This is a genomic window from Saccharothrix sp. DSM 118769, assembly GCF_052936295.1.
Genome location: NZ_CP193627.1, coordinates 8737055 through 8759579 on the forward strand (window position 1 = coordinate 8737055; position 22525 = coordinate 8759579).

Annotated in this window: 15 protein-coding genes; 10 read left to right on the forward strand and 5 right to left on the reverse strand. The window is 74.4% G+C overall.

Going from position 1 to position 22525, the window contains the following annotated elements:
* Positions 1-78: 78 nt before the first annotated feature.
* Positions 79-1410 carry a DUF4153 domain-containing protein gene (locus tag ACRAKJ_RS37165; RefSeq protein WP_438924670.1) on the forward strand — a complete coding sequence of 444 codons (1332 nt, stop codon included), beginning with the start codon at positions 79-81 and terminating at the stop codon, positions 1408-1410.
* On the opposite strand, the gene ACRAKJ_RS37170 is transcribed toward ACRAKJ_RS37165, so the two are convergent.
* Complete coding sequence (locus ACRAKJ_RS37170) at positions 1391-2230, reverse strand: alpha/beta fold hydrolase (protein ID WP_438924669.1); 840 nt, start codon at positions 2228-2230, stop codon at positions 1391-1393. The genes ACRAKJ_RS37165 and ACRAKJ_RS37170 overlap by 20 nt on opposite strands.
* A 195-nt stretch (positions 2231-2425) precedes the next feature.
* Between ACRAKJ_RS37170 and ACRAKJ_RS37175 the strand changes: the two genes are divergently transcribed.
* Together ACRAKJ_RS37175 and ACRAKJ_RS37180 are read left to right on the forward strand one after the other, a co-directional pair.
* Positions 2426-3568: a mechanosensitive ion channel domain-containing protein gene (locus ACRAKJ_RS37175; protein WP_438924668.1), complete on the forward strand. Its 1143-nt coding sequence runs from the start codon at positions 2426-2428 to the stop codon at positions 3566-3568.
* Positions 3569-3593: 25 nt separating this feature from the next.
* Positions 3594-4001, forward strand: coding sequence for a hypothetical protein (locus ACRAKJ_RS37180; RefSeq protein ID WP_438924667.1), 408 nt, complete (start codon positions 3594-3596; stop codon positions 3999-4001).
* Positions 4002-4111: 110 nt separating this feature from the next.
* On the opposite strand, the gene ACRAKJ_RS37185 is transcribed toward ACRAKJ_RS37180, so the two are convergent.
* Positions 4112-7354, reverse strand: coding sequence for a S8 family serine peptidase (locus ACRAKJ_RS37185; RefSeq protein ID WP_438924666.1), 3243 nt, complete (start codon positions 7352-7354; stop codon positions 4112-4114).
* A gap of 256 nt (positions 7355-7610) precedes the next feature.
* Here ACRAKJ_RS37185 and ACRAKJ_RS37190 point away from each other — a divergent pair, with 256 nt between their 5' ends.
* Positions 7611-8441, forward strand: a complete 831-nt coding sequence (locus ACRAKJ_RS37190; RefSeq protein WP_438924665.1) for a hypothetical protein — start codon at positions 7611-7613, stop codon at positions 8439-8441.
* Positions 8442-8716: 275 nt separating this feature from the next.
* Here ACRAKJ_RS37190 and ACRAKJ_RS37195 read toward each other — a convergent pair whose 3' ends face one another.
* Positions 8717-9208: a cupin domain-containing protein gene (locus ACRAKJ_RS37195; RefSeq protein ID WP_438924664.1), complete on the reverse strand. Its 492-nt coding sequence runs from the start codon at positions 9206-9208 to the stop codon at positions 8717-8719.
* Positions 9209-9309: 101 nt separating this feature from the next.
* Here ACRAKJ_RS37195 and ACRAKJ_RS37200 point away from each other — a divergent pair, with 101 nt between their 5' ends.
* Complete coding sequence (locus tag ACRAKJ_RS37200) at positions 9310-10965, forward strand: FAD-binding dehydrogenase (protein ID WP_438924663.1); 1656 nt, start codon at positions 9310-9312, stop codon at positions 10963-10965.
* A gap of 192 nt (positions 10966-11157) precedes the next feature.
* Here ACRAKJ_RS37200 and ACRAKJ_RS37205 read toward each other — a convergent pair whose 3' ends face one another.
* Positions 11158-13890 carry a BTAD domain-containing putative transcriptional regulator gene (locus ACRAKJ_RS37205; RefSeq protein WP_438924662.1) on the reverse strand — a complete coding sequence of 911 codons (2733 nt, stop codon included), beginning with the start codon at positions 13888-13890 and terminating at the stop codon, positions 11158-11160.
* Between the two features lie 157 nt (positions 13891-14047).
* Between ACRAKJ_RS37205 and ACRAKJ_RS37210 the strand changes: the two genes are divergently transcribed.
* Genes ACRAKJ_RS37210 through ACRAKJ_RS37220 form a run of 3 tightly spaced genes read left to right on the forward strand, consistent with a single transcriptional unit; the run spans position 14048 to position 16964 of the window.
* Positions 14048-14485 carry a hypothetical protein gene (locus ACRAKJ_RS37210; RefSeq protein WP_438924661.1) on the forward strand — a complete coding sequence of 146 codons (438 nt, stop codon included), beginning with the start codon at positions 14048-14050 and terminating at the stop codon, positions 14483-14485.
* A 14-nt stretch (positions 14486-14499) separates the two neighbouring features.
* Positions 14500-16200, forward strand: coding sequence for a PPE domain-containing protein (locus ACRAKJ_RS37215; RefSeq protein ID WP_447008812.1), 1701 nt, complete (start codon positions 14500-14502; stop codon positions 16198-16200).
* A complete protein-coding gene (locus ACRAKJ_RS37220; RefSeq protein WP_447008813.1) occupies positions 16197-16964 on the forward strand; it encodes an ESX secretion-associated protein EspG in 768 nt (255 codons plus the stop codon). Before ACRAKJ_RS37215 ends, ACRAKJ_RS37220 begins: the two co-directional genes overlap by 4 nt.
* A 58-nt stretch (positions 16965-17022) precedes the next feature.
* Here ACRAKJ_RS37220 and ACRAKJ_RS37225 read toward each other — a convergent pair whose 3' ends face one another.
* Positions 17023-18846, reverse strand: a complete 1824-nt coding sequence (locus ACRAKJ_RS37225; protein ID WP_438924262.1) for an FAD/NAD(P)-binding protein — start codon at positions 18844-18846, stop codon at positions 17023-17025.
* A 604-nt stretch (positions 18847-19450) separates the two neighbouring features.
* On the opposite strand from ACRAKJ_RS37225, the gene ACRAKJ_RS37230 reads away from it, so the two are divergent.
* Positions 19451-21577 carry an EAL domain-containing protein gene (locus ACRAKJ_RS37230; protein WP_438924261.1) on the forward strand — a complete coding sequence of 709 codons (2127 nt, stop codon included), beginning with the start codon at positions 19451-19453 and terminating at the stop codon, positions 21575-21577.
* 45 nt (positions 21578-21622) lie between these two features.
* A complete protein-coding gene (locus ACRAKJ_RS37235) occupies positions 21623-22465 on the forward strand; it encodes a trypsin-like peptidase domain-containing protein (protein WP_438924260.1) in 843 nt (280 codons plus the stop codon).
* Positions 22466-22525 lie beyond the last annotated feature (60 nt).

Consider the following 22525-nt stretch of genomic DNA (forward strand, 5'->3'; position numbering starts at 1 on the left):
CTGATCTCCCGATCCCCGCCCGACCGCCGCGCGGCACGACCCCGACGTCGGTGCCGCACGCCCCTGGAGGACGACCCGATGACCCCCGACCGCGTTCTGCTGACCGGGGCGGTGGCCGGGGTGGCGGCCGCCGTGCTGCTGCCGCCGGACCGCCCCGGCCTCGGGTGGGTGCTGACCGCGCTGGTGGTCTTCGGCCTGCTGCGCCGGGTGCGCCCCGGCTGGGCGGCGCTGTCGACGGCGCTGTTCGCGGTGGGCGCGTTCCTCGCCGCCGAGTGGCTGTTCGCGCTGTGCGCGGTGGCCGGGTGCGCTGCCGCGTCGCTCGCGGTCACCGGGGGGCGGACCGCGCGCGGGCTGGCGCTGGGCTCGGTGGCGGTGCCGGTGGCGGCGGTCCGGTCCCTGCCGCGGCTGGTGCGCGGGGTGCGAGACGGCGGCACGCCGGCGGCGGCGCGGCCGGTGCTGGTGACGGCCGCGCTGCTGGTGGTGTTCGTGCCGCTGCTCGCGGGGGCGGACGAGTCGTTCGCGGACCTGCTCGGCGCGCTCACGCCCGAGGCCGACGGGTCCTCGGTGGTGCTGTTCCTGCTGGTCGGGTTCGTCGCGGTGGGCGCGTGCCACCTGCTGGCCGTGCCGGTCGACCTGGAGGGCGGGGTCACCGCGGCCCGCCGGTTCGCCCGCCGGGACTGGGTGCTGCCGGTGGGCGCGCTGGTGGCGTTGTTCGCGGCGTTCGCGGGCGTGCAGGCCACCGCCCTGTTCGCGGGCGACGCGCACGTCGTCACCACGGACGGCCTGACCTACGCCGGGTACGCGCGCACCGGGTTCTGGCAGCTGCTGGCGGTCACCGTGCTCACCCTGGGCGTGATCGCGCTGGTCGCGCGGTTCGCGCACCGGGACACCGACCTCGACCGGCGGTGGCTGCGCGGCCTGCTCGGCGCGCTCGCGGTGCTGACGCTGGTGATCGTGGCGAGCGCGCTGGCCCGCATGTGGCTCTACCAGCAGGCGTACGGGTTCACCGTGCCGCGCGTGCTGGTCCTCGCCTGCGAGCTGTGGCTGGGCGTGGTCTGCCTGCTGGTGCTCGCGGCGGGCGTGCGGCTCGACGGCGGGTGGCTGCCCAGGGCGGTGGTGGCGAGCGGGTTCGGCGCGCTGCTCGCCCTCGCCGCGCTCAACCCCGACCGGTTCGTCGCCGAGCGCGCCGTCGACCGCTGGGAACGGACCGCGAAGATCGACCTGGCCCACCTGAGCGGGCTGTCCGACGACTCCGTGCCCGCCGTCCTGCGCCTGCCCGACCACCTGCGCGACTGCGCGTTCGCGATGCGCGGCCGGTTCGCGGCCGACGACTGGCGCTCCTGGAACCTGGGCCGCGAGGTCGCCCGCCGGGAGACCGCGGCGGCCGGCCTCACCGCGTGCAGGCCGTGACGTGCTCGGTGACGAGCGCCGCCAGCGCGCGGGGGTGGGTGACCGGGGCCCAGTGGCCCGCGTCCAGGTCGCGCCGCCGCACGGTCGTCGCCCACCGCTCCACGTCCCCGACGACGGCGTCGGTCACGTACTTGTCCCGCAGCGGTCGCACGAGCTGCACGGGCACGTCGGTGCGCCGCACGCGGGGCGAGCGGAGGCGGGGCGCGAAGTTCGCCCGGTAGAGCGCCATCCCGTTCACGCCGTCGCGCACGATCGTCGGCGCCACGTCGACGGACACGCCCTCGACCCGCCGCAGCACGTCCGCCCAGCGCGGGCCGATGACGTGCCGCCAGACGAGCGGCGCGAGCACCGGCACGTGGAACGCCACGACGTACCAGGAGCGCAGCAGCTGCCGGAGGTGGCCGGGCGTCCTGCGCTCGCGCACCCAGTGGCCGACGTGGTCCAGGCACGGCCCGGAGAGCGACGTGTAGGACGCGATGGGCGCGCCGGGCGCGGTGACCGCCTCCCACGCCTGGATCGAGCCCCAGTCGTGCGCCACGACGTGCACCGGCTCGTCCGGGCTGACGGCGGCGGCCACCGCGAACAGGTCGCGCGCGAGCACCGGCAGCCGGTAGGCGGCCAGCCCGCGCGGCGCGGACGACGCCCCGGCGCCGCGCACGTCGTAGGTGACGACGTGGAACGCCTCGGCGAGCACGTCGGCCACGCCGTCCCACACGCGGTGCGTGTCGGGGAAGCCGTGCACCAGCAGGACGGTCGGCGCGGACCGGTCGCCGCGCTCGAAGACCGCCAGCCGCGCGCCCTCGGACTCCACGTACCTCATAGTTACTCCCGGGTAACTCGGCAAGCCCCGTCACCGTAGCCGAGGTCGCCGCCGTCCCGCCGGCCGAGGAGCACGGGCGCGCGGCCCCCGCTGCCCGCGCCGAAGAGTGGCGAAACTCTCCCGAACGGGTGAACCGACTGCGGGGTGGGTACGGACCCCAGGACGTGCCCGTGCCCACGAGGAGGTGCCCGTTCCGTGCTCGCAGCCGTCCTGACCTTCGCCGGCTCACTGCTCGTCGCCCTGGTGGTGGTGACCCTCGTCCACCGGGTGGTCCGCCGCATCGGCAAGCGGTCCGCCCTGTTCGCGGGTCTCGCCCGGTACGCGCACAAGCCCGCCCTCGCGGTGGCCGTCCTGGTCGCCGTCCAGTTCTCCTTGGGATTAGTCGCACGAGGCGACTGGCGGCCCGGCGTGCTGCACGCGACGGGCATAGCGCTCATCCTCGCCGGCGCGTGGCTGCTCGCCGCGCTGCTCGTGGTGATCGAGGACGCGACCCTCGCCCGCATCCGGGTCGACGTGTCCGACAACCGGCACGCCCGGCGCGTGCACACGCAGATCACGTTGGTCCGGCGGGTCACCGTGGTCGTGGTGAGCGTGCTCGCCGCCGCCGCGGTGCTCATGACGTTCCCGAGCGCGCGCGCCGCCGGCACCTCGATACTGGCCTCGGCCGGTGTCATCGGCGCCATCGCCGCCCTGGCGGCGCAGTCGCTGCTGGGCAACGTGTTCGCGGGCGTGCAGGTCGCGTTCAGCGACGCCGTGCGGCTCGACGACGTGGTGGTCGTGGAGAAGCAGTGGGGCCGCATCGAGGACATCACGCTGACCTACGTCGTCGTGCACCTGTGGGACGACCGGCGGCTCATCCTGCCCACGTCGTACTTCATGAAGACGCCGTTCGAGAACTGGACGCGCACCCAGTCCGCGCTGCTCGGCACCGTCGAGCTGGACCTCGACTGGACGGTGCCGGTCGAGGACCTGAGGCAGGAGCTGCGGCACGCCCTGGAGGGCACCGACCTGTGGGACGGCCGCGTGTGCGTGCTCCAGGTGACCGACGCGGTCGGCTCGTTCGTGCGGGTGCGGGCGCTGGTCAGCGCCTCGGACGCGGGCCGGCTGTGGGACCTGAGGTGCGTCGCGCGCGAGCACCTGGTGGCGTGGCTGCGGTCCCACCACCCCTCGGCGCTGCCGCAGGTGCGGGTCCGCGAGCTGCCCCGGGCCGCCGGTCGCGTGGTCGAGCAGCCGCCGAACGGCTCGGTCGACAACAGGGTGTTCGGCGAGAGCGCGGACGGCCAGGAGCGGGTGCAGGCGTTCAGCGGGCCGGAGCAGCCCGCCGTGCAACCGAGGTGAGGCCGTGTCCCGTCCTGGAGGCGTGATGAGAAGACTGCTGGTGGTCGGCTGCCTGGGCGTGGCGCTGGCGGGCTGCGGGGCGCACCCCGCGCCGGCCGGCTCACCCGACCCGCTCACCACCGCACCGCGGAACAGCGCACCGGAGGTGGCGGTGCCGTCCTCGTTGAGCCCCCGGGGCGAGGAGTCGGTGGCGGAGGCGAAGGCCGGCGGCGTGCCCACCGTGACCCTGACCATCGCCACCGACCAGGGCCGGGCCGGGGACGTCGTGGCCGCGCTGGAGCGCCTGGGCGCGACCGTGGAGGCGTCGGACGCGGCGACCGGCCACGTGCGGGCCGTCGTGCCGGTGGACCTCGCCGTGGACGTGCCCGCCCTGTCCGGCGTGAAGCAGGTCGACGTGGACCAGCCGCTGTCCAACCGCGACCCGGAGCCGTAAGAGGCGACCCGGAGCCGTAGAAGGCGACCCGGAGCCGTGAAAAGGCCCGGGGCCACCCCGCGCGTGCGGAGTGGCCCCGGGTCGTTCGTCGATCGGTCGGACGACGTCGGTCAGACGACGTTCTGCACGACCACCGCGCTGCGGCCGACGACCGCGCCCTCCGCGGTCTGCACGGTCAGCTCACCGCGCAGCACGCGGCCGGCACCGGCCTGGCCCAGGGCCGTGACGGTGCCCGGCACGGTCCACGACGAGCCGGCCACGTGGTCGGCGTTCGCGTCGGCCACCGCGACCGAGCCGAGGCCCGCGGCGGTGAAGACGTCGATGTAGTCGTACTCCGTGGTGCCCGCGGGCACCTCGTAGCCGTCGACCTGGACGCGCCAGGCGCCCGCCGCCGGGTTGGGGATCGTCACCGACTCCTCGGAGTCGCCGTCCGCCTGCTGCTTGGCGAGCACGCAGGTGCCCGTGGTGCAGTTGTAGACGAACAGGTCGAGGTCGGCGGCCACGTCACCGGTGCCGCCGATCGTCGCGCGCAGCTCCGACGAACCCGGCGCCACGGTCAGGTCGTAGACCTGCGACGCGCCGTCCGCGATGGACGGGCGGGCGACCTTCGCGCTGCCCAGGGGACCGCCCACGAGCCGGCCGTTGAACGCGGCCAGCGTGTTGGTGACGGTGTAGGCGCGCTCCACCGGGGTGCCCGCGGTGGCGGACGGGATGGTGTCCGGGTTCGGGCTGACCGTCGTGCCCAGCACCGACGCGCTCACCGAGTACGGCGCGTCACCGGTGTCGGAGGTGCGACGCGCCTCGACCACGATCTCCCACGTGCCCGGCAGGGGGTTGCTGACGGTGCGGCTGGTGGGCGAGCCACCGGCGCAGCCCGCGCCCGCGTCGGGGTTGTAGCAGTTGGTGGACGAGGTGGTGTCGAACGGCACGCCGTACGGGTCGTAGCGCAGGAAACGGACCTGGCCCTTGCCCGCCTCGCCGCCGGCCGCCAGGTCGACCTTCAGCGCGCTGGTGCCGACCGGCACCTTCACGAAGAAGGACTTCGACTGGTTGCGGGCGATGGTGCCGGTCTTGGTGACCGCGTACTTGCCCGCGGCGGTGAACTCGTCGGCCGCGAAGACGGTGTTCAGGGTGAACGCGTCGACGCCGCGGGTGGACGCGTTGTCGAGCTTCAGCACGGCCGAGTGCGCGCCCGCCGTCTTCGGCTTCACCTTGACGTCGAACGACACCGGCTTGTTCAGCGGCAGCGTGACGAGGGACTTCGACGAGAACGTGCCGTCGTTGCCCTGCCAGCGCACCGTGAACTGCTGGTTGCGGTCCGGACCCGTGGTGCGGGTCAGGGTGTAGGTGCGGGTGTACTCCTGGCCGATCACGACGCCTTCGCGGTCGTGGATGCCGATACCCGTGTTCGGGGTGGCCAGCAGCGGGGAGAGCACCGTGTTCACGGCCACCGAGGCGGTGACGTTCTGGGTGTTCGGGTGCGCGTTGAGCTGGGTCCACGCCTTCTTGGTGTCGAACAGACCAGCGCCCTGCTCGTACGCCTGGAGGGAGGAGACCCACTTGGCGCCGGACTGGATGGCGTTGCGCAGCTCGGCGACCGGCGGGCGCTGCCCGTCGTGCTCCGCCTTGTACGCCGAGATCAGCAGCGCGGCCGCGCCGGTGGCCTGCGGCGAGGCCATCGAGGTGCCGTTGAGCATCGCGTAGCCCGGGGGCAGCTCGAAGGTGCCGGCGACGGGGCCGGGCACCTGCCACTGCGGGGTGGTGGAGATGGCCGAGCCGGGCGCGACGATGTTCGGCTTGAAGCCGCCGTCCTCGCGCGGGCCGCGGGAGGAGAAGCCGTGCAGGCCCTCCTTCTGCTTGGTCACCGAACCGTAGTTCGACAGCCAGGTGTCGGCGGTGATGTACGAGCCGACGCTCATCGCGTCCGTGGTCACCGACGGGTCGCCGACGGTGTTCGCGCCCGCGCCGCTGTTGCCGGCGGAGATGAACACCTGGATGTTGTACTCGGCGATGGTGCGGTTGTAGAGCTCGGACCGCGCGTTGTTGCCGTCGTTGAGCGCCGGCAGGCCGCCGATGGAGATGTTGACGACGTCGGCGCCGTTGCGCGCCGCGTACAGCAGGCCGTCGATCAGGCCGCTGTTGGTGCACGACGGGGTGGTGAGGCAGACCTTGACGGCCATCAGCTTCGCGCCGGGGGCCGCGCCGGTCATCTTGCCGCCGAACATCTTGTTGGCGGCGGTGATGCCCGCGACGTGCGTGCCGTGCTGGGCCGAGATGCCGATGTTGACGTACGCGGTGCCCGCGTTGTCGTAGATCGACCGGTCGGTCTGCACGACGAAGGCGATGGTGTCGAGCACCGGGGTCGACGGGTTGTCGACGCCGAAGTGGCCGACGTCCTTCTTGTACTTGTAGTCGATCATCGCGGTCTGGTCGGTGAAGTCGCCGTCACCGTCCACGTCCACGCGGACTTCCTTGGTGGTGACGTCCTGCAGGACGCCGAACGCGTCCACGCGGTCACCGTCGCGGTTGATGTCGCCGCCGGTCTCGCTGGCCGCCAGGCCCAGGTCGCCCGAGGACTCGCGGAACAGGCCGAAGCTGTAGGGGCCGCCGGCGGTCGGGGCCTTGTAGGTGGCGCCGCCGCTGGTGAACGTGCCGGTGAACCGACCCGCGACCTGCACCCACGTGCCGTCGCCGGAGTTCGTGGCGTTCGCGTTGTACCAGTCGACGATCTTGCGCTCACCGGTCGTGGTGGTGGCCAGCGCCGGGTGGTCCAGGTCGATGCCGGAGTCCATGATCGCGATGGTGGTGCCGCGACCGTCCCACTTGGGGTTCTGGTCCGTGAACTGCGCCGCGTTGGTGTCCTGCGTCGGCATGTACGGGTTCTTCTTGGGCGTCTTCGCGCCCGGCGCCGGCTGCGGCAGCGGGGTGGTCGCGCCCTCCGGCTTGGGGTCGTCGAGCTCGACGAGCCCGTCGACGTCCACCGCGTTCACGGAGGCCAGCTTCGCCGCCTTCTCGGCGTTGGCGCGGGGCACCGACACCTTGAGGTAGTCGACGTCGGCCTCGGTCTTCTCGACGACACCGCCGAGGGCCTTGAGGTCGTTGGCGGCGGAGTCCAGCTTGCCCTCTTCGGCGGCTACCAGGAGCGTGACGTTGTCCTTGCCGGCCTTCTCGGCCTCGGCGAGGAGCTCCAGGTCCTGCTTGTCGAGTTGCTTGTCGGCGGGCGCGGGCGCGGTGGTGGGCGCTTCCTGCGCGAGTGCCGGAGCGGCGGCGAAGCCGAACCCAGTGGTGCCCAGCACGGCGGCCAGCAGGGCCGCACTGGTGCGGTGTCTCCACCGGCTTCCTGAGTTGATCACGGCGCAAACCCTTCGTGGGGAAAGATAGGCGCAAGCACATCTCCCCGGGTCACGCCGGGCAATAGGACGAACAGCCCCATACGGAAGTCCTAATTGGACTGTTCAGGCTATTGCGCGAACGCGCGAGAAGTGCCGCACGACTCGGGAACGGGCGCGACACGTCCAGTCAAGAGCCGACCGGCCGGAATGTCAAACACTGTCAACGGTGAACCGGTGACGTGCGTCGGAAATCGGTAACAAATCGCACATCGGCGCGATGGCGAGCACACTGGTCGGCACCGTGGACGCCGAACCGATCGACCGGGTCGCCGACGAGCTGTACGCCCTGCCGCCGGCGGAGTTCGTCGCGGCCAGGGACGCCCACGCCCGGCTCGCCGCCGACCGGGGCGACCGGGCGCTGGCCAGGCAGATCGGGGCGCTGCGCAAGCCGACCGCGTCCGCGTGGGCGCTCAACCTGCTGGCCCGCGAGGCCCCGACCGACCTGGCCGGCGCGGTGGCCCTGGGCGACGAGCTGCGCACCGCCCAGGAGGAGCTGCGCGGCGGCGCGCTGCGGGAGCTGGGGACGCGGCGGCGGGCCGTGCTGGGCGGGCTGGTGCGGCGGGCGGAGGAGCTGGCCGAGCAGTCCGGGCGACCGCTCGGCCCGGACGCCGTCCAGCAGGTGCGCGCCACGCTGACCTCGGCGTTGGCCGACGCCGTGCTGGCGGCCCGCATCCGCGCCGGCCGCCTCGTGAAGCCGGCCGAGCGGTCCGGGTTCGGGCCGTCGCGGGCGGGCGCCGCGCCGGTGCCCGACGACCTGGCCCCGCGCCGCGAGCAGCGCCGGGAGCGGCAGCTCGCCCAGGCCCGCGACGACATCACCGCCGCCCGCGAGGACGTCCGCAAGGCGGACGCCACCGTCACCGAGGCCGAACGGGTGCTGGAGGAGCGCGAGGAGCGCAGCGCGGCCGTGCGCGCCGAGCTGCGGCAGGCGCAGAAGGCCGAGCAGGAGGCCGCGACGGCCGCCGAGCGGGCGCGGCGCCGCGCCGACAACGCCCGGCAGAGGCTCGCGAAGGCGGAGACCAGGATGACCGAGCTGCGCGGCGACGCGTGACCTGCGGCGACGGTCCACCCGCGCCTGACCTGGGGTGATGCGCGACACGCGGGCGTCATCCGGGGAACACCCGTTCGACACCGGCCGTTCTACCAGTGGTCGGCACGTGGACGCCGCACCGCACGTCAGGACCGCAGGGGCCACTCCCCCCGGGCCCCGACGCGGTACCTCTCCCCGAGACGTGGCAGGTGCGCCCACGCACGCCCGACCGCCGTCGGCCGGACGGTTCCCCCACCGAACGGCCGACGGCCTCCGACCCCCTCCCCCGGAAGCGGTCAGACCATGTACTGGTCGTGCCGCGCGTACAGCTCGGTCCACTCCTCCGGGCTGAGCCGCCGACCCGATTCGCCGATCTCCGCGAGTTCGCGGAAGTACTCCTCGCGGGCCGGGCCGGGCGCGAACAGGATCAGCATCGACGCGGGCTCGTCGGTGTCGTTGCGGAACGCGTGGACGCCGCCCTCCGGCACGTGCAGGAAATCACCGGGCGCGGCGTCGACCCACGTTCCGCCGTCGAACAGCCGGACCGTTCCGGAGAGCACGTAGAACGACTCCGAGAACGTCCGGTGGAAGTGCGCGGCCGGACCGCCCGCGCGCGGTCCCATCCGCCACTCGAACACGCCGAACCGACCGCCCGTGACGTCACCCGGGCCCACCAGCCGGGCCTGCGTGAGCGGTCGGTCGACGGTCGGCACGTCGGCCACCGGCCGCCACACCGCGCTGATCTCGCCCGCGTCACCCGTGTACGGCGTGCCACCCGTGTACGACATGGGGTCCCCCTCCTCCGGCGCGTCCACCGCGACCGACGATGTGTCGAAAATGAAACTTATTCAAATACAGCCGGCCTCGACCTTCGACCTAGACTCGTCCGATGCCACATGACGCGGACGTCATCGTCGTCGGCGCGGGTCTCGCGGGCCTCGTCGCCACCGCCGAACTGGTCGACGCCGGCCGCAAGGTCATCCTGCTCGACCAGGAGCCCGAGGCGTCGCTCGGCGGCCAGGCGTTCTGGTCGTTCGGCGGGCTGTTCCTCGTCGACTCGCCCGAGCAGCGCCGGCTCAAGGTCCGCGACTCCGCCGAGCTGGCGCTCCAGGACTGGCTGGGCTCGGCCGCGTTCGACCGGCCCGAGGACCACTGGCCGCGCAAGTGGGCCGAGGCGTACGTGCACTTCGCGGCGGGCGAGAAGCGGTCCTGGCTGCACGCCATGGGCGTGCGCTGGTTCCCCCTCGTGCAGTGGGCCGAGCGCGGCGGGTACCTGGCGGGCGGGCACGGCAACTCCGTGCCGCGGTTCCACGTGACGTGGGGCACCGGGCCGGGCATCGTCGCGCCGTTCGAGCGGCGGGTGCGCGAGGGCGTCGCCCGCGGCCTGGTGGAGCTGCGCTTCCGGCACCGCGTCACCGGCCTGTCCGTGACCGGCGGCGTGGTGGACGGCGTGACCGGCGAGGTGCTGGAGCCCAGCGCGGTCGGGCGCGGCGAGCCGTCGTCCCGCGCGGTCGCGTCGGACTTCGCGCTGACCGCGCAGGCCGTCGTCGTCACGTCCGGCGGCATCGGCGCGAACCACGAGCTGGTGCGGCGGAACTGGCCGTCCCGGATGGGCACGCCGCCCGAGCACATGCTGTCCGGCGTGCCCGACCACGTGGACGGGAAGATGCTCCAGGTCGTCAACGCCGCCGGCGGCGAGGTCGTCAACGAGGACCGCATGTGGCACTACCCGGAGGGCATCGCCAACTACGCGCCGGTGTGGGGCAGGCACGGCATCCGCATCCTGCCCGGCCCGTCGTCGCTGTGGCTCGACGCCACCGGGTCCCGGCTGCCCGTCCCGCTGTTCCCCGGCTTCGACTCGCTGGGCGCGCTGGAGCACATCGTCAAGACCGGGCACGGCTACTCGTGGTTCGTGCTCAACTCGCGGATCATCGGCAAGGAGTTCGCGCTGTCCGGGTCGGAGCAGAACCCCGACCTGACCGGCAAGGACGTGCGTGCCGTGCTGAAGCGGGCGCTGCCCGGCGCCGTGGCCCCGGTCGAGGAGTTCGCGAAGCGCTCCGACGAGTTCGTCTTCGGCCGCACCGCCGCCGAGCTGGCCGAGGGCATGAACGCCCTGACCGGCGCGTCGCTCATCGACGCCGGCGCCCTGCACCGCACGATCGTGGAGCGCGACCGCCAGGTCATCTCCGGGCTGGGCAAGGACGCCCAGGTCAACGCGATGCGCGAGGCCCGCAGGTTCCTGACCGACAAGCTCATCCGCGTGGTGGAGCCGCACCCCCTGCTGGACCCGAAGGCCGGGCCGCTGATCGCCGTGCGCCTGTCCGTCCTGACCCGCAAGACCCTGGGCGGCCTGCACACCGACCTGTCCGGTCGCGTCCTGCGTTCCGACGGCACCCCGCTGCCCGGCGTCTACGCCGCCGGCGAGGCGTCCGGCTTCGGCGGCGGCGGCGTCCACGGCTACCGGGCCCTCGAAGGCACCTTCCTCGGCGGCTGCCTCTTCTCCGGCCGAACCGCCGGCCGAGCCGCCGCCACCGCCACCGCCTAACCCGCGAGAGTCCAACGCTCAGACCCCGAGAGTCCAACGCTCAGGACCCTTGAGTTCTACATTCGCGCCTAACGCTGTAAGGCCCGAACGTAGAACTCACCGGGCCTGGACGTTGGACTCTCGCGACCTGGACGTTGGACTCTCGCGACCTGGACGTTGGACTCTCGGGGCCTGGGGGTTGGACTCTCGCGGTCAGGGGTGGGGTACCAGGTCCAGTTTGCGGGCCACGTCGTCGGCGTCCGCCAGGCGCAGGTCGCGGTACAGGCGGAGGGCGGAGAGCCAGTGCGGGCGGGCGGCGTCGGGGCCCTCCGACTGCTCCAGGACGTCGCCTATCGCACGGTGGCAGAGGGCTTCCTGGTAGCGGTCGCCCAGGCGGACGGCCAGGGCCAGGCCGGCCCGGTAGGACTCCAGGGCCTCGTCGGCACGCCCCAGTTGCTGCGAGGCCGCGCCGACGGTGTGGAGGGTCGCGGTGTGCGCCTTGGACGGTGCCGAGGGGAAGAGGCCCAGGGCCTCGGTCGCGTGCCGGAGCGCCTCCTCCGGCTGGTGCTTGCGCAGCAGCACGTTCGCCAGGTTGTTCTGCACGCTCGCCTGCGACCGCTTGTCGCCGACCTCGCGCGCGACCTCCAGCGCCTCCAGGATCACGGCCTGCGCGCGGTCGAGCTGGTCGTCGGCCATCAGGCAGTAGCCGAGGTTCGCCAGGGCCGCCAGCTCCAGGTCCCGGTCACCGCCCGCCAACGACGCCGCGCGCGTGCACGCCTCGATCGCCTCGTCGATCCGCCCCAGGTCGGCCAGCGTCGAGCCGAGCCGCAGCAGGAACGTCGCCTCGGCGTACCCGTCCCCCAGCGACCGCGCGGCGACCAGGCCGATCCGGCACAGCGCCAGCCGGTCCAGCCGGTTGCCGCGCCGGAAGTGGAACGCGTCCAGGCACAGCGCGAGCTGCCACGTCCGCTCCCGGTGCCCGGAGTTGAGCGCCATGTCCAGCGCCAGCCCCAGGTTCGCCTCCTCCAGCGTGAACCAGTCCAGCGCGGCGGCGTGCGACGGCAGCTCCGGGAACGACGCGGGCCGGTGCTCGGGCGGCCCGAACGGTCGCACGTGGTCGGACAGGTGCGCCCGCGCCGAGTCGGCGACGTGCAGGTAGTAGTCGAGCAGCCGCCCGGTGGCGACCTGGTTGTCCACGTCGGACTCGGTCGCCGCGAGGTGGTGCGTGAACAGCCGCACGAGGTCGTGCCGCGAGTACCGGTCGGGCGTGGACTCGTGCAGCAGGTTCGCGTACGCGAGCGTGCGCAGGTGGGTGCGGGCGCTCACCGCGTTGATGTCGAGCAGCGCCGCCGCCGCGTAGCTGTCGAGGTCGGTGCCGGGGTGCAGGCCCAGCCGCCGGAACAGCCTGGCCGCGCCCTCCGGCAGTTCCCGGTAGCTCACCGCCAGCGCCGCGTGCACCCCGCGCCCCGCCTCGGGCAGCGACAGCGCGGACAGCCTGCCCTGCTCGTCGCGCAGCTCGTCGACCAGCGACTGGATCGTCCACCGGGGTCGGGACGCCAGCCGCGCGCCCGCGATCCGCAGCGCCAGCGGCAGCCGGTCGCACAGCTCGCACAGCTCGGCGACGGCCTCCGGCTCCTGGTCGATGCGCTGCCGCCCGAGCAGCGCGGCCAGCAGGTGCTCGGCGCTCTCCTCGGGCAGCGTCGGCACGTGCAGCGACGTCGCGCCCTCGGTGACGACGAGGTCGTCGAGCCGGTGCCGCGACGTGACCAGCACCAGGCACCGGGCCGAGCCCGGCAGCAGCGGCCGGACCTGCTCGGCGGACCGGGCGTTGTCCAGCAGCACGAGCACCCGCCGCCCGGCGAGCAGCGACCGGTACTGGGCGGCCTGGTCCTCCAGGTCCGCGGCGATCTGCGAGTCGGTCAGCCCGAGGGCGCGCAGGAAGCCGACGAGCGCGACCCGCGGGTCCAGCGGCTCGGTCTCGTCGAACCCGCGCAGGTTCACGAACAGCTGGCCGTCCGGGAAGCCGCCCGCCGCCCGGTGCGCCCAGCGCAGCGCCAGCGCCGTCTTGCCCACCCCGGCCGGGCCGACGAGCAGGCCGATCGCCGAGTCCTGGCCGGTCAGGCTGGTCTCCAGGTCGGACAGCTCCAGCTCGCGCCCGACGAACCCGCGGTGCTCGCGCGGCAGCTGGGCGGGCGCGCGTTCCACGACGGCGGGCTTCGGCGCGGTGTCGCCCGCGAGCACCGTCTGGTACGCCTCGCGCAGCTCCGGCCCCGGGTCGACGCCCAGCTCCTCAGCGAGCCTCTCGCGGGTGCGGTGGAACAGCTCCAGCGCCTCGGCCTGCCGCCCCGTCCAGTGCAGGCCGAGCACGAGCCGGGCCACGAGGGCCTCGCGCAGCGGGTTGACGTCCACCGCGTCGCGCAGCGCGGACACCACCTCGGCGGCCCGGTCGAGCCGGAACAGCCGCGTCGCCAGGTCCTGGACGGCCACCAGCCGCTGCTCCTCCAGCCGCGCGGACACCGCCTCGCGCAGCTGGTCGCCGGGCACGTCGGCGAGCACCGGTCCCCGCCACAGCGCCAGCGCCTCGCGCAGCACGACGACGGCGCGCTCGTCGTCGGCGTCGCGGGCGGTGGTGACCAGGTCCTCGAAGCGGAGGGCGTCGACGGCGTCGCGGGTACCGGTGAGCACGTAGCCGGGGGCGCGGGTGACGAGGGACACCCCCTCCGCGAGCACCTTGCGGAGTTGGGCGATATGTCCTTGAAGGGCGGCTTTGGCCTGCGGTGGCGGTGAGCCGTCCCACACCAGGTCGAGCAGCCGGTCGCCGGACACCACGCGGTTCAGCTCCAGCGCGAGGGCCGCCAGGACGGTCCTGCGCTTCGCGGCACCCAACCGGACGGCTTCCCCACCTGCGGAAACCAGCTCAACGGGGCCGAGCAGGTTCACCCGCATGCTGAAGACCTTTCGGCGTTGTCACCGTGTGGTCACCGAGTTTCGCACAGTCGTTCGCGCGTTCCCGCAGGCCGCGTTGGGGGCGCGTTGGCCAGGCGTTGGAGGGGACCGTCAGGCTGGCTTCAGTCCAGCAGCCTGCCTTCGCGAGGGATACCCGATGTACATCGCCGAACCGGGGGATGAAGCGGCCCCGCCCCAGGCCGTTCCGCGCACCGTGACCGAACCCCTGACCGTCGGCGGGCAGGTGGTGGCGCTCCAGGAGACGGTGAACTCCGGGCAGGTGTCGCTCGACCCCGCGACGGGCGAGGAGATGCGCAGGATGCTCCTGGAGCAGATGGACCAGGTCGACTCCTGGCTGGAGCGCGCGGGCCGGCTGGCCCGCCCCGCGCCGCTGGGCGCGAACCCCGTCGGCGACCGGATGGCGCACAAGTTCGAGACCCGCGCCGACGGCGACCCCCGGTCCTTCGTGGCCGTGATGACGGCGTACCGCGAGGTCCTCCAGCAGACCCACGACTCCGTGCAGAGCGCGATCCGCAACTTCACCGCGGTCGACGAGGAGCACGGCAGCGAGCTGACCAGGCTGAGCGGGAACTGACGGGAGCCGGCGAGATGAAGCAGCTGAACCCGGACGACATCGACATCGTCCTCACCGACCCGCAGAACTGGGCGTCCCGGTCGCACCGCGAGCTGTACGAGGCGGTGCACAACAACAACGACCCCGGCCAGACCGGCGAGATCGGCGCGGAGTGGGGCCAGTTCGGCACCGAGCTGACCGAGTCCGCGCGGCTGATCAACGAGCGGGTGGCGCTCACCGAGTCCGGCTGGACCGGCAACGCCGCCGACGCGGCGCGCACCGCGCTCAAGATGCTCGCCGACTGGGTGACCGACACCGCCGAGACCGCGGTCGAGGTCGGCAAGCGCGTGCAGGACCAGAGCCAGATCATGCAGAACGCGCGGGCGTCCATGCCCGAGCCGGCCGACTTCAACTGGGACCAGGCGACGGGCACGTTCACCGCGGGCGGCATCCAGGGGCTCATGAGCTCCGCCGCCGACGTGCAGGCCGCCAACGAGCAGTCCCGCGCGCTGCACGAGCACGCCGTGACGGTCATGAGCACGATGGAGAACGAGTCGCGCGCGGTCGACCAGACCACGCCGCTGTTCACCCCGCCGTTCAACCCGGTGACCGGCCGCACCGAGGAGCCGCAGGTGATGGCGTTCGCCACCTCCGGCGCCCCCACCCTGGGCGACGCGTCGGACGCGACCCGGGTGAGCGGCACGACCGCCGCCGCGCCGATGGCCGCCTACCAGTCGTCGCAGTCGCAGGCGTACCAGCCGGTGTCGGGCACGAGCGCGCAGTCGGCGCCGGCCTACACCGCGCCGTCCGGTTCCGGCGGCGCGCCGGCGGGTGCGGCCGCCTACTCGGGCGGCCCGGTCCCGACCGGCTCGTACACCGGTCCGACCGGCTCCTACACCGGCCCGTCCGGGTCGTACGGCGGCAGCACGCCACTGGCCCCGGCCGCGACCTACCGGCCCGAGGGCACCACGGCCGCCGCGGCGGCGGCCCAGGTGCCGGTGGCCAACCCGTACACCCCGCCGGCGAGCTCCTACACGCCGCCGTCGAGCGCGTACAACCCCGGCGGCTCGGGCTACGTGCCGCCCGCAGGCCAGTACAACCCGCCCGGCAGCAGCGGCTACGTGCCGCCGTACCAGCCGGCCAACCCGAACTCGGTGCCGCGGCAGGGCGGCGGGACGCTGCCGCCGGGCGTGAAGCCCCCGACGTACGTCCCGGCGGGCAGCCCCGGCACGCCCCCGGTGACCGGTCTGCCCGGCACGGGCGGCGGCGGCACGGGCGGCGGCGGTGCCGGTGGCGGCGCGCCCCGCATCCCCACCGGCGGCATGCCGGGTGGCTTCGGCGGTGGCGGTGCCGGCGGTTTCGGCGGCGGCGGCGCGGGCGGCTTCGGCCCCACGGGCTCCGGCGGCGCGGGCGGTTTCGGCCCGGCCGGTTCCGGCGGCGCCGGCGGTGGCGGCACGATGGGCGCGGGCGGCTCGACCGGCGCGATGGGCCCCGGCGCGCGCGCCGCGATGGCGGGCGGCGGGTTCGGCCCCGGCGTGGGCGGCGCGGCGGGCACCCCGATGGCCGGCGGCGCGCCCATGGGCGGCGCGGGCCAGGGCGGTCAGGGCGCGGAGGACAAGGAGCACCGGGCCGCGGCGTACATCAAGGGCGAGGACATCTTCGAGGTGCCCGGCGAGAACCTGCCCCCGTCGGTGATCGGCGGCGCCAAGGTCCGCAAGAAGGGCGACCAGGCGTGATCGAGCCGGAGTTCCTGCTCACGCCGCGCGAGCTGGACGTGCTGTGGCACCACCTGGACCTGGGTCGGCTGCCCTACCCGCTGGACGTGCCGAGCACCGGCGCGACCGAGGACGAGCGCGACCGGGTGCGCGCCGAGGTGCTGGCCGAGTACGGCGAGCCCTCGCCGCGGCTGGTGGAGCTGCTGCGGCTGCTCTCCGACAACGACGTGTCGGTGGACGCGGTCGCGCACGTGGACCGGTCGGTGCGGGCGCTGGCCGTGTCCAACGGCGAGCGCGGCGCGCTGGCGGTCGTCGACGAGGGCAGGTTCGGCGTGCTGGAGATCCGGCCGACGGCGCTCGCCAGGTCCATCGTCGAGGTGCTGCCGGACGGCTCGGCCGGGCCGGGCAGCGCGCTGTCCCTGCGGTTGGAGACGCTGAACGCGGCGGTGGCGCTCCAGCAGGAGGAGGAGCAGGCCGAGGACGACGACGACCCGTGGGGCAGCGGTGAGCTGGACGAGCGGGAGGCGCTGCAGAAGGCGGGGCTGTCCCGCGAGGACGCCTCGGTGATCAGCGAGCTGGCCGCGAGCCGGGTCGCGGGCGGCCAGTTCGGCGTGACCGTCGGCGGCGGCTACCGCTCCGCGCGGGCGGGCACCCTGATCACCTGGTTCGACACGCCCCAGGGCCGCTACCTGATGGTCAGCGAGGACGGCTGGCTGAGCCTCGCGCCGACCGACAACGACCGGATCGCCACCCGGATCGCCTCGGTGCTGTCCGCGGTCGCGTAAGGACACATGCGGAGGGCCCCGGCGCGCGCCGGGGCCCTCCGCCGTGCGTGCCCCCGTCTTACGCCGACTCGCGGTCGAGCGCGGCGTCCGCCGCCAGCAGGCGCAGCACCGCGCGGGCCACCTCGTCGTTCTGCCGGAACGCCGGCGCGTTCGTGCCGGGCCGCGCGAACGCCGCGAACGCCGCGTTCGTGGTGTACGGCCCGACCGCGAACCGGCGCGCGTGCGGCACCCCGGCGGCGTCCACGAGCCTGCTGTCCGCGGCCGACACGCCCACCAGCCCGCCCTCGTCCCGCAGCTCCCCCGCCGCCAGCAGCGACCGCAGCAGCGGGTCCGCCGTGCGCTCCAGCCGGTGCACCGGCAGCCGCGCCTCGACCAGCCCGGTCGCCCGCACGACGTGCCCCGGCGTGCTCGCGCTGCCCGCCAGGAAGACGCCGTCCTCGGCCCGCACCCACGTGTCCGCGCCCAGGAACCGCACGACACCCGCGCGGGACAGCGCCAGCAGCTCCTCCAGCCGGTCCGGCGGCGGCCCGCTGGCGAACCAGCTGAAGAACCCGCGCCACCAGCCGTCGTCGCCGCGCAGCCGCCCCGAGGCCGCCAGCCGCGCGAACTGCCCGTACACGCCGAGCAGCGCGAGGAACGCGCCCAGGTCGGCGCTGTGCGCCGGGTCGCCGCGCCGGGCCACGTCCGCCTCCACGTACCCGCGCACGTGCTCCTGGAACTCCTCGGCGGAGCCGAACACCCGCCCCGCCAGGGGCCGGTCGAGCCGCTCGAAGTCGATCCGGTCCTCCGCCGCGGGCACGGCCCGCTCCTCCAGCGCCCGCATCCCCGCGCCGTACCAGTCGAGCCCGGCGAACTCCGCGGCGAACTCCTCCCACGGCACGCGCACCCGGTCCGGGTGCCCGGTGAACAGCTCGCGGTAGTGGCCGTGGGCGACGTCCTTCGCCATCAGGGGCCACGCGTCGGCGCGGAAGTCCACGTCCCCGTCGCGGGCGAGCAGCGCGGCGGCGTCGAAGAACCCGCCGGGCTCGGGCCGCGCGCCCTGGAGCCGGTACCCGGTCTTCGAGTGGTACGGCAGCCCGCGCCGCGAGCCGACGTGCAGCCGGGGTTCCCGCCCGGACGGCCGGTAGCGCAGCTCGCCGCCGACCCGCTCGAACACCCCGCCGCGCCCCTGGCCGAGCAGCACGGCGAGGTCGACGAACGCCAGGCCCAGGCCGCGCACCACGACGTCCTCGCCCGCCGGCACCCCGGACAGGTCGGTGTCGGCGGTGTAGTCGGGCGGCAGGTAGGTCAGCCCGTGCCGGGCCGCGTACCCGGCCAGCTCGACCTCCTCGGGCGCGGGCCGCGCGTCGAGGTGCCCGAGGGCCAGCACGACGACGTCGGCGACGAGCGGTTCGGCGCGGCCGGCGAGCCACACCCGCTGCGGCGCGCCGGGCCCGCCGGCCAGCCGCACCGCGCGCGTCCGGTGCAGGCGCACGGAACCGCCGGGCGGCAGCGACCGCACCGCGCGCTCGTGGAACCACCGCAGGTAGGCGCTCTGCACCCGCCGCGAGGGGAACGAGGTCGGTGTCGTGGCGGCCAGCTCGGCCCGCACGCCGGGGTCGAGGTCCACCCCGGACAGGTCGCCGGCGGCCCACTCGGCGAGCGACGGCCCCGGCCGCACCGGTCCCTCGCACAGCACGCTGTCGTCGGTGAACGCGGTGACGTCCTCGGCCATCGAGTTCATCCGCAGCAGCGGCGACTGCTCGTGCCGCCACACGCGGCCCGCGCCGGGTGGGAACGGGTCGACGAGGTGCACCTCCAGCGGACCGCCGAACAGCTCCGCGTTGGCGCCCAGCCGTTCGAGGAGACCCGACGCGCGGGGACCGGCGCCGATCACCACCACCCGGCTCACCGGTTTCCGCCCGCACTGGTCGACGCGGTCGTGGCGGGTGGTGTCATCGGAATTCTCCCGAGGGCGCGCGGAGGGGTCGGAACGTGGGGTCGGAACACGTGCCGCGTCCCTCAACGCCGCACCCCGATCGTATGCGCGCGCGGCGACCGCGGGTCAAGGCATTCCGCGATCTGGACACCGCCGGGCCGCCGTTGACGGTTCCGCGGCGACGCTGCTGGACTGGCGTCGCCGGACCCGGGCGCACCAGTACCCGCGTCTCCCTCAACGCCCCGTCCGCACGGGTCCCGGCGCCGTTCGGGGCACCCGCGCGGCACCCCGCCCGGGCACCTCGCCGACGAGGTGGCCCCCGCTCCCGGAGCCGGTCGGACCGGGTCACTTCGCCGGTCCCGGTCCGACCACCCCGCGCGCCGGGGAGATCGTCTTGCACCCCTCACGCCGACGGCCACTAAACTCGAATGCGACCACCGGTCCCCATTGCACCGTTCGAGTGAAAATGGGCCGGGAAGCGCACACCGGTCCGCGGTGGTGATCTCATCGCGCGATGCGCCGGCACCCAGTTTGGTCCTCGACGATTGGCCCGCAGAGCTGAATGAAGATGGTCGAACAGGAAGGCGCCGCGGCACCGCGTGAGGGGCACGGGAATTCCCGTGCCGATTTCGCGCGCCGCTGGGCCGCCGCGATCGGCTCCACCGTGATGGCCGACCTGCCGCGCCCCCGGCTGGAGGAGCTGCTGGCCGGTTTCACGGACGTCCTGCTCGCCGCGCTGGACGACGACGGCCCCACCGCGCCCGTGCAGCGGGTCGGCCGCGGCCTGGTCGAGCACGGGCTGGTGTCGACCACCACGCTGGAGCACACGGTCGAGTTCATCGGCACGCACCTGCCGGCCGCGTTCGACCTGCCCGCCGGGCGGACCGGGCGGCTGGCGGCCGTGCTCGGCGCCCTCGCCGCCGGGTTCGGCGACGGCCTGCGCGTGCACACCCTCGACCAGCAGGAGAAGAGCGCCCGGCACGCCCTGATCGCCACCCGCTCGGCCGAGTCCGCGGTGCGGGCGAGCGAGGCGAAGTTCCGCGCCGTGTTCCACAGCACGGCCGTGGCCATCTCGGTGACCAGCCTCGACGGCAAGGTCCTCGACTGCAACGAGGCCATGCTGTCCATGATCGGCTACTCCGCCGACCAGGTCGTGGGCACCGACGCGGGCGAGCTGCTGCACCCCGACGACCGGGAGACCCTGCGGCGCGGCGCCCGGCAGCTCGCCGCGGGCCTGGGCGAGCACGTGCGCACCGAGGTGCGGCTGGTGGACACCGACGGCGAGGAGGTGCCGGTGCTCGTCGCGATGTCCCTCGTCCGCGACGACCTGGACGAACCCGCCTACTACGTGACCATGATGGAGAACCTCGACGAGCTGCGGGCGCTCCAGGCGCAGCTGCTGCGGCAGAGCCTCAACGACGTGCAGACGGGCCTGGCCAACCGGGCGCAGTTCGTCGGCTGGCTGGAGAAGGCGGCGGGCAGCCGGGGACCGGCGACGCTCGGCCTGGTCGTGTTCGACGTCGACGGCTTCCGGGTCGTCAACGACGCGTTCGGGCACGACGTCGGCAACCGCGTCCTCGGCGGGATCGCGAAGCAGCTGCGGTCGGTGTTCGACGGCCGCGGGCACGTCGCGCGCATCGGGCCCGACGAGTTCGGCGTGCTCCTCCACGACCCGGCGGACGTGGCGACCGTCGTGACGCTCGCCGAGGAGGCCCTCGAACTGCTCGCCGAACCCGTCTGGGTCGGCGACGACGGGGTGGGCGTGACCGCCAGCGTGGGCGTCGTGGTGGCGCCCGCGCGGGGTGCGGACGCGGCCGAGCTGCTGCGGTCCGTCGACATGACGGTGCGCTGGGCCAAGGACGGCGGCAAGGCGCAGTGGGCGCTGTACGACCGGGAGCGCGACCGGCGGGACCGGCGCCGGATGCGGCTCGCGGCGTCCATCTCCGGCGGCCTGGAGCAGGGCGACTTCCGGGTGGACTACGAGCCGGTGCACTCGCCGGTGGACCGGTCGCTGCTCGCCGTCGAGGCCACGCTGCGCTGGGATCACCCGACCGAGGGGTTGTTGGACCCGCGGGACCTGCTGTCCCTGTCCACGTCCACCGGCATGGTGGTGCGGCTCGGCAGGTGGGCGATGGAGCAGGCGTGCTTCCACGCCGGGCAGTGGTACGCCGAGTTCGGCGACCGCGCGCCGCTGCTGACCATGGACCTGACCGCCCGGCAGTGCCAGGAGCCGGAGCTGGTGGCCGAGGTGCGGCGGGTGCTGCGGGAGAGCGGCCTGCCCGCCGAGCGGCTCCAGCTCGAACTGGGCGAGCAGCTGCCCGCGCTGATCACCGACGAGCAGGCCGAGGAGCTGACGTTCCTCGCCGAGCACGGCGTGCGGCTCGTGCTCGACCAGGTGGGCGGCGGCAACCTGCCGGTCGACCGGCTGCGGCGGTTCCCGTTGAGCGGCATGAAGTTCCAGGGCTCGCCGGTGGCCGGCCTCGCCGAGGGGGCGAACCGCTTCGACGAGAGCGCCGCCGTGGCGCTGCTCACGTGGGCCGCGTCGCTGGGCATGCCCCTGTACGCGGCGGGCGTCACGAGCGAGACGGTCGCCGCGCGCCTGGCCGAGCTGGGCGTGACGGGGGTGCAGGGCCCGCTGTTCGGCGACGGGCCGCTCACCGCCGAGGACGTCACCGCGATTCTCGGCAAGTCCTGAGGGGACGCTCAGGCCGCTCACAGCCGGCGGGGCGACAGTGGGGGCATGACACAGGAGCTCCCCGCGGTGAGCGGGTCGCAGGAGCAGGTCCGGGCGCCGTTCCGGCGGCGCACCGGCACGGTCGTGACCTCGGCGGCGCTGGTCGCCGCGGTGCTCGGCGGGGTCACCGGTGGCGTGGTCGGCGCGGTGAACGCGTCCGGCGGCGGCACGACGGCGGTCGGCAGCCCGGTGGCGGCGCGGACCGGGTCCACGTCGACGGCCGACGTCTCGGCGATCGCGGCGGCGGTGCTGCCGAGCGTGGTGCAGGTCGACGTCACCTCGGCGCAGGGGCGGGGCCTCGGGTCCGGGGTGGTGCTCAGCGCCGACGGCCGCGTGCTGACCAACAACCACGTGGTGGCGGGGGCGCGGGAGATCACGGTGACGCTGTCCGACGGGCGGACCGTCGACGCCGCCGTGGTCGGGACCGACGCGTCCAGCGACCTGGCGGTCGTGCAGGCGGAGGGCGTGAGCGGGCTGACGCCGGCGGTGTTCGCCGATTCCAGCGCGGTGCGGGTCGGGGACCAGGTCGTGGCGATCGGGTCGCCGGAGGGGCTGCGGGGGACCGTGACGACGGGCATCGTCAGCGCCCTGGACCGCACCGTCACCGTGCCCGGCACCACGACGTCCCCCCGCAGCTCGTCATCGGTGAGCTACCAGGCGATCCAGACCGACGCGTCGATCAACCCCGGCAACTCCGGCGGCCCGCTGGTGAACGCGGCCGGCGAGGTGATCGGCATCAACTCGGCGATCTACTCGCCCGCGTCGGGCGGCGGCGAGGCGGGCAGCGTGGGCATCGGCTTCGCGATCCCCTCCGACCAGGCCCGCCACATCGCCACCACCCTCACCTGACCCCGCGAGTCATGCGCTCGCGACCCGCGAGTCATGCCTTCACGACCCCTGTGTCATGCG